The sequence below is a fragment of the Kitasatospora sp. NPDC058965 genome, assembly GCF_042741245.1.
Taxonomy (GTDB): Bacteria; Actinomycetota; Actinomycetes; order Streptomycetales; family Streptomycetaceae; genus Kitasatospora.
The window spans coordinates 1-5,872 of the sequence record NZ_JBHYKG010000422.1 but is presented as its reverse complement, the minus strand read 5'-3'; the positions used below and the strand labels follow the sequence as shown (position 1 = coordinate 5,872).

Sequence of the window (5,872 nt, the reverse complement as noted above, 5' to 3'; positions counted from 1 at the left end):
CCCGGGCCGCACCCAGCTGCCGGACGACCAGGCAGGCGGCCCGGGCCGTCGAGCCGGTCGCGATCCCGTCGTCCACCACCACCGCCGTGCGGCCCGCCAGCGCCGGCCGGGCCCGGCCGCCCCGGTACCGCAGGGCGCGCCGTGCCAGCTCGGCCGTCTCGCGCTCCGTCACCCGCGCCAGCTGCTCCTCGGTGACCCGGGTGGCGTGCAGCACCTCGGGGTTGACCACCCGGACCCCGCCCTCGCCGACGGCGCCCAGGCCCAGCTCCGGCTGGGTGGGCACGCCGAGCTTGCGCACCAGGACGACGTCGAGCGGGGCGTCGAGGGCGCGCGCCACCTCGGCGGCCACCGGCACGCCGCCGCGCGGCAGGCCCAGCACCACCGGCTGCCGGTCCGCCAGGTGCCGCAACCGCCGGGCCAGCTGCCGGCCCGCCGTGACCCGGTCGGCGAAGTCCATCGGCCCACCTCCTCGGCGCGGTCCCACCCTCCACGATGCTCCTCGCCGACGCGGCCCGGAAAACCCGTGGACTGCGCGGCGGCCCGCGCGGCAGACTTCCTCACCGGCCGTTTCCGCACGATTACCCGGGGTTGAGATGGGATCGCCTGAAACACGCCAGGGCTCGCCGGGCAAGGCCTCGGTGCTCCTCGCGCTTCGGTACTACGGGAGGGAGCTGGCCCGCCACAAGAAGCTGGCGGTGCCCGCCCTGCTGCTGCCCGCCATGGGCAACATCGGCATCGCCTACCTGGCGCCGCTGGTCGTCGCCAAGCTGGTCGCCCGGCTGGCGGGCGGGCAGGGGGTGTCGGTCGGGGACACGCTGCCGTACGTGGCCGCCTTCGGCGTCGTCCTGCTGGGCTCGGAGGTGCTCTGGCGGATCGGCCTGCACTGCATGAACCGGCTGGAGGCCCGCGGCATCGAGAGCCTGTACGTGATCGGGATGGACGAGCTGTTCGCCAAGGACGCCTCGTTCTTCCACGACAACTTCGCCGGCTCGCTGACCAAACGGGTGCTCAGCTTCGCCTCCCGCTACGAGGAGTTCGTCGACACCCTGACCTTCTCGGTGGTGGCCAGCTTCGTGCCGCTGATCTTCGGCTCGGTGGTCCTGTGGCACTACCAGCCGCTCCTGGTGGTCGGCCTGCTGGCGATGATCGCGATCACCGGCGGGTTCGTGCTGCCGCTGATCCGGCGCCGCCAGGCCCTGGTGGACCAGCGCGAGGAGGCGTTCGCCCGGGTGTCCGGGCACGTGGCGGACGCGCTGATGAACATGGACACCGTCCGCGCCTTCGCCGCCGAGGAGCGCGAGGCCGCCGAGCACCGGTCCCGGGTGGCCCAGTCGCGCCGGCTCGCACTCCGCTCCTGGGACTACAGCAACCTGCGGATCGACACCCTGGTCGCGCCGATGTCGGTGCTGACCAACGCGCTGGGCCTGCTGCTGGCCGTCACGCTGGCGGGCGGCCCGCACGGGGTGGAGGCGGTCATGGTCGCCTTCACCTACTACTCCAGCGCGACCCGGATCATGTTCGAGTTCAACCAGATCTACCGCCGGCTGGAGAGCTCGCTCACCGAGGCCGCCCAGTTCACCGACCTGCTGCTGGTCCCGCCCACGGTGCTCGACCCGGCCGTGCCGGAGCCGCTGCGGCGCGGGCGCGGCGACATCCGCTTCGAGCACGTCACCTTCGCCCACGCGGGCGCCGAGCCGATCTTCGAGGATCTCGACCTTGCGGTGCCGGGTGGCGCGAAGATCGGCCTGGTCGGCCGCTCCGGCGGCGGCAAGACCACGCTCACCCGGCTGCTGCTGCGGATGACGGACATCGACGCCGGCCGGATCCTGATCGGGGGTCAGGACATCAGCAAGCTGCGCCAGGCGGACCTGCGCGGCCTGATCGCCTACGTCCCGCAGGACCCGGCGATGTTCCACCGGACGCTGCGCGAGAACATCGCGTTCGCCCGCCCGGAGGCCACCGAGGCCGAGATCCGCCGGGCCGCCGAGGCCGCGCACGTCACGGAGTTCGCCGACCAGTTGCCGGAGGGCTTCGACACCATGGTGGGCGAGCGCGGCGTCAAGCTCTCCGGCGGCCAGCGCCAGCGGGTCGCACTGGCCCGGGCGATCCTGCGCGACGCGCCGATCCTGCTGCTGGACGAGGCGACCAGCGCGCTGGACTCGGAGAGCGAGATCCTGGTCCAACAGGCGCTCTGGCGGCTGATGGAGGGCCGCACCGCGCTGGTCGTGGCGCACCGCCTGAGCACGGTGGCCCGGATGGACCGCCTGGTGGTGCTGGACCGCGGCCGGATCCTGGAACAGGGGTCGCACCGGCAACTGCTGGCCGCCGACGGCGCGTACGCCAAGCTGTGGCAGCACCAGTCGGGCGGCTTCCTGGACGAGGCCCCGGCGGCGGGGGTGGCGGCCGGCTGAGGGGGCGCCGCCCGGACGATCAGCCCAGCAGGACGCCCGGGTTGAGGATGCCGTGCGGGTCCAGGGCGCCCTTGGCGGCGCGCAGCGCCAGCGCGAACGGTTCCGGGCGCTGGCGGTCGTAGCCCGGGCGGTGGTCGCGGCCGACGGCGTGGTGGTGGGTGACGGTGGCGCGGTGCCGGTGCAGGATCTCGGTCGCGGCGGCCTTCACCTCGTCCCAGACCGCCACCTCCGCGCCGGGCCGCCCGGCCACCGCCACCGTGAAGTACGGGGCGGCGCCGTCGGGGTAGACGTGCGTGAGGCGGCAGTTGACGGTGGCGGGGTGGCCGGTGGCGGCCCGGGCGGCGGCGCCGACCCCGGTGCGCACGGCGTCGATCAGGGCGGGGATCCGGTCCCAGGTGGCGGCGGTCTCGAAGGTCTCGACGACGGCGCCCATCCGGGCCAGGCCGTCGCGCAGGTAGGGCATCCGCAGGAACGCCGAGCGCCAGGCGGTGACGGCCGCGTCCGCCGGGGCGCCGGGCTCCGCCGCCGCGGTCCCGGCCCGGCCGCCGTGCGCGCGGGCCACCTCCACGGCCCGGGCCAGGCGGTCGCCGACCGGCGCGTCGGCGGACTCGAAGCCCAGCACCAGGACGGACGAGCCGTCCCGGGCGGCGCCGGCGAGCAGCGCCTCGCCGGGGTCCAGCAGGCGGCAGTTGGCCGGGGCGAGGTCGGACTGGGCGAGCGCGCGCACCGCGTCCAGCGCCCGGCCGAAGTCGGCGAACGCCACCGCCGCCGACGCCTTGTGCCGGGGCCGCTGCTGCAGGCGCACCCAGGCCTCGGTGAGGACGCCGAGCGCGCCCTCGGAGCCGAGGAACAGGCGGTCCGGGGACGGGCCGGCCCCGGAGGCGGGCAGCCGCCAGGAGGAGCCGGCCCCGGCGGGGGTGACCACGGTGAGCGACTGGACGAAGTCGTCGATGCGGGTGCGGCCGGTGGCGTAGTGGCCGCCGGCCCGGGTGGCCAGCCAGCCGCCCAGGGTGGAGAACTCGAAGCTCTGCGGGAAGTGGCGCAGGGTCAGGCCGTGCGGCCGCAACCCGTCCTCCAGGGCCGGCCCGAGCGCGCCGGCCTGGATCCGGGCCGAGCGGCCGGTGGTGTCGACCTCCAGCACCCGGTCCATCGAGGTCAGGTCGAGCGAGAGGACGGCGCGGTGGGCCTCGCCGCGGTACTCCACGCCCCCGACCACCGAGGAGCCGCCGCCGAACGGGATCACGGCCACGCCCTGCTCACCGGCCCACTCCAGCAGGTCCGCCACCTCCCGGTCGCCGGTCGGGCGGGCGACCAGGTCGGGGATCCGGCCGGGCCGCCCGCGCAGCGCCCGGGCGACGTCGCGGTAGGCCTTGCCCATGGCGTGCGCGGCGCGCGCCCGCGGATCGGCGGTGACCAGGTGGGCCAGGGCGGCCGGGGGCGTGGCCGCCGGGCGGCCGATGTCCAGGTCGGCGACCCGCGGCACCGGCAGCGGGCGGGCCAGGGTGCCGGGCAGCAGCGCGCCCAGCGCGGCGCACTCCGCGTCGGAGGGGTGGGCGTCGGCGTAGCCCCAGCCCCACCAGGAGCGGGTGCGGGTAGGGCCGGCGGTGGACGGGGCAGCAGGCATGGGGGTGCTCCCAGCGTGGTCCAGTAAACTTACCCGAGGGTAAATTACCCTAGGGTAAGATCTGATGCCATGACAAGCCTCCCCGGCCGGGCCGGTACCAAGGGCGTCCCGCGGGCGGAGCGGGAGCGGCAGGTCCTCGCCGCGGCCACCGAGGAGTTCGGGCGCCACGGGTACGAGGCCACCACGGTGGCCGCCGTCGCCGCCCGGGTCGGCGTCACCAAGCCGCTGCTGCACCAGTACTTCGGCAGCAAGCAGGACCTCTACCTGGCCTGCCTCGAACCCGTCGGCGAGCTGCTGCTGGGCGCCGTCCGCGCCGCCATGACCGAGCCCGCGGGCGCCGCCCCGGCCGCGCCGCTGCGGGTGCTGCACGCGCTGTTCACCGCCCTGGACGGGCAGCGCGAGGCCTGGTTCGTCCTCTACGACCCCTCGCTGCCGCCCGGCAGCGAGGCCACCCGGCGCGCGGACCACTACCGGGACGCCATCGACCGCCTCGCCGCGACCGGCACCGCCGACCTGCTGCTGGCGACCGGCGCGGGCGGTGCCGACGCCCGCGGCGAGGGTGGGCCGGACGAAGGCGCGCCGGGCGCCGCTGCGTCTGCTGCCGCTGTGTCTGCCGCCGGGGCACCGGCCGCCGGGGCAGCGGATCCCGGGGCACCGGGCGTCGACGCGCTGGACGCCGATGCGCTCAAGTACGCCTGGCGCGGGCTGTGCACCGCGCTGGTCCGCTGGTTCATCGCGCACCCGGACCAGTCGCCGGCGGCCATGACCCGGCGCTGCGCGCGGATCCTGGCCGCCGCCCGGTCCCTGGCGCCCGACGGAGTGTTCGCGATGCCCGACGACCCGTCGGGTGCGCCCGACGGAGCGTCCGCGGCGCCCGAGGACCCGGTCGCGGCGCCCGGCAGCAGCGGGCCGGCAGGCGCGCGGTGACCGCCGCCGTCGGTCGCCGGCGCACCGTGCGCCATGATGAGCTGGCGAAACGTCCGTCAGCAGCTACCCCGGGAGCGTCCTGGTGAAGGTCTTCATCTCCTCCGACATGGAGGGCACCGCCGGTGTCGTCGACTGGGAGCAGTGCCGGCCCGCCGGGCCCGAGTACGGGTACTACCGGGAGCTGCTGGAGCGGGAGGTGAACGCGGCGATCGAGGGCGCGGCCGCCGCCGGGGCCCGGGAGTTCCTGGTCAACGACTCGCACTCGGCGATGGCCAACCTGCGCCCGGACCGCCTCGCCGGCCGGGCCCGCTACCTGTCGGGCCGGCACAAGCCGATGTACATGATGCAGGGGCTGGACGCGTCCTTCGACGCGGTCTTCTTCGTCTCGTACCACGGCTCGATGGACGGCGCCGCCGCCACGCTCTCGCACACCTACAACCCGCGCGCCATCGCCGAGGTGCGGCTGAACGGCGTGTCGGCCGGTGAGGCCGCGATCAACGCCCTGGTCGCGCTGGGGCACGGGGTCCCGGTCGCGCTGATCACCGGTGACGACGTGACGGCCCGCCAGGCCGACCCGTTCTGCCCGGGCCTGCGGTCCGCGGTGGTGAAGACCTCGGTCTCCCGGTTCGCGGCGGACAGCTTGCACCCCGAGGAGGCCTGCGAGCTGATCCGGCAGCGGGCCGGCGAGGCGGTGCGCGAGCTGCCGGGTGCCCGGCTGCCGGCGATCACCCTGCCCGCCACGCTGACCGTCCGGTTCCGCAACGCCGACCTGGCCGAGATGGCGACCTGGATCACCGGCGTGGTCCGCGAGGACGGACTCACCGTCAGCATCACCGGGGACGACCCGATCCGCCTCTACCGGATCTTCGTCACCGTCGTGCAGCTCACCCGGGGCATCGCCGAGTAGCCC

The 5,872-nt window shown here is 75.6% G+C and carries 5 protein-coding genes; 3 read left to right on the top strand and 2 right to left on the bottom strand.

The annotated features are described in order from the left end of the window. A partial coding sequence (locus ACFW1A_RS37435) for a phosphoribosyltransferase (protein WP_380417577.1) occupies positions 1–457 on the bottom strand: 457 nt, incomplete at its 3' end. Positions 458–593: 136 nt separating this feature from the next. On the opposite strand from ACFW1A_RS37435, the gene ACFW1A_RS37430 reads away from it, so the two are divergent. Next, the gene (locus ACFW1A_RS37430; protein WP_380417575.1) at positions 594–2,411 is read left to right on the top strand and encodes an ABC transporter ATP-binding protein; all 1,818 of its coding nucleotides are present in this window, start codon (positions 594–596) and stop codon (positions 2,409–2,411) included. 19 nt (positions 2,412–2,430) lie between these two features. Here the strand turns inward: ACFW1A_RS37430 and ACFW1A_RS37425 are convergent, their stop codons facing one another. Next, the gene (locus tag ACFW1A_RS37425) at positions 2,431–4,035 is read right to left on the bottom strand and encodes an FAD-binding oxidoreductase (protein ID WP_380417573.1); all 1,605 of its coding nucleotides are present in this window, start codon (positions 4,033–4,035) and stop codon (positions 2,431–2,433) included. A 69-nt stretch (positions 4,036–4,104) separates the two neighbouring features. On the opposite strand from ACFW1A_RS37425, the gene ACFW1A_RS37420 reads away from it, so the two are divergent. Then, positions 4,105–4,962 carry a TetR/AcrR family transcriptional regulator gene (locus tag ACFW1A_RS37420; protein WP_380417571.1) on the top strand — a complete coding sequence of 286 codons (858 nt, stop codon included), beginning with the start codon at positions 4,105–4,107 and terminating at the stop codon, positions 4,960–4,962. An 82-nt stretch (positions 4,963–5,044) separates the two neighbouring features. Next, positions 5,045–5,869, top strand: a complete 825-nt coding sequence (locus ACFW1A_RS37415; RefSeq protein ID WP_380417569.1) for a M55 family metallopeptidase — start codon at positions 5,045–5,047, stop codon at positions 5,867–5,869. The last annotated feature ends 3 nt before the right edge of the window (positions 5,870–5,872 follow it).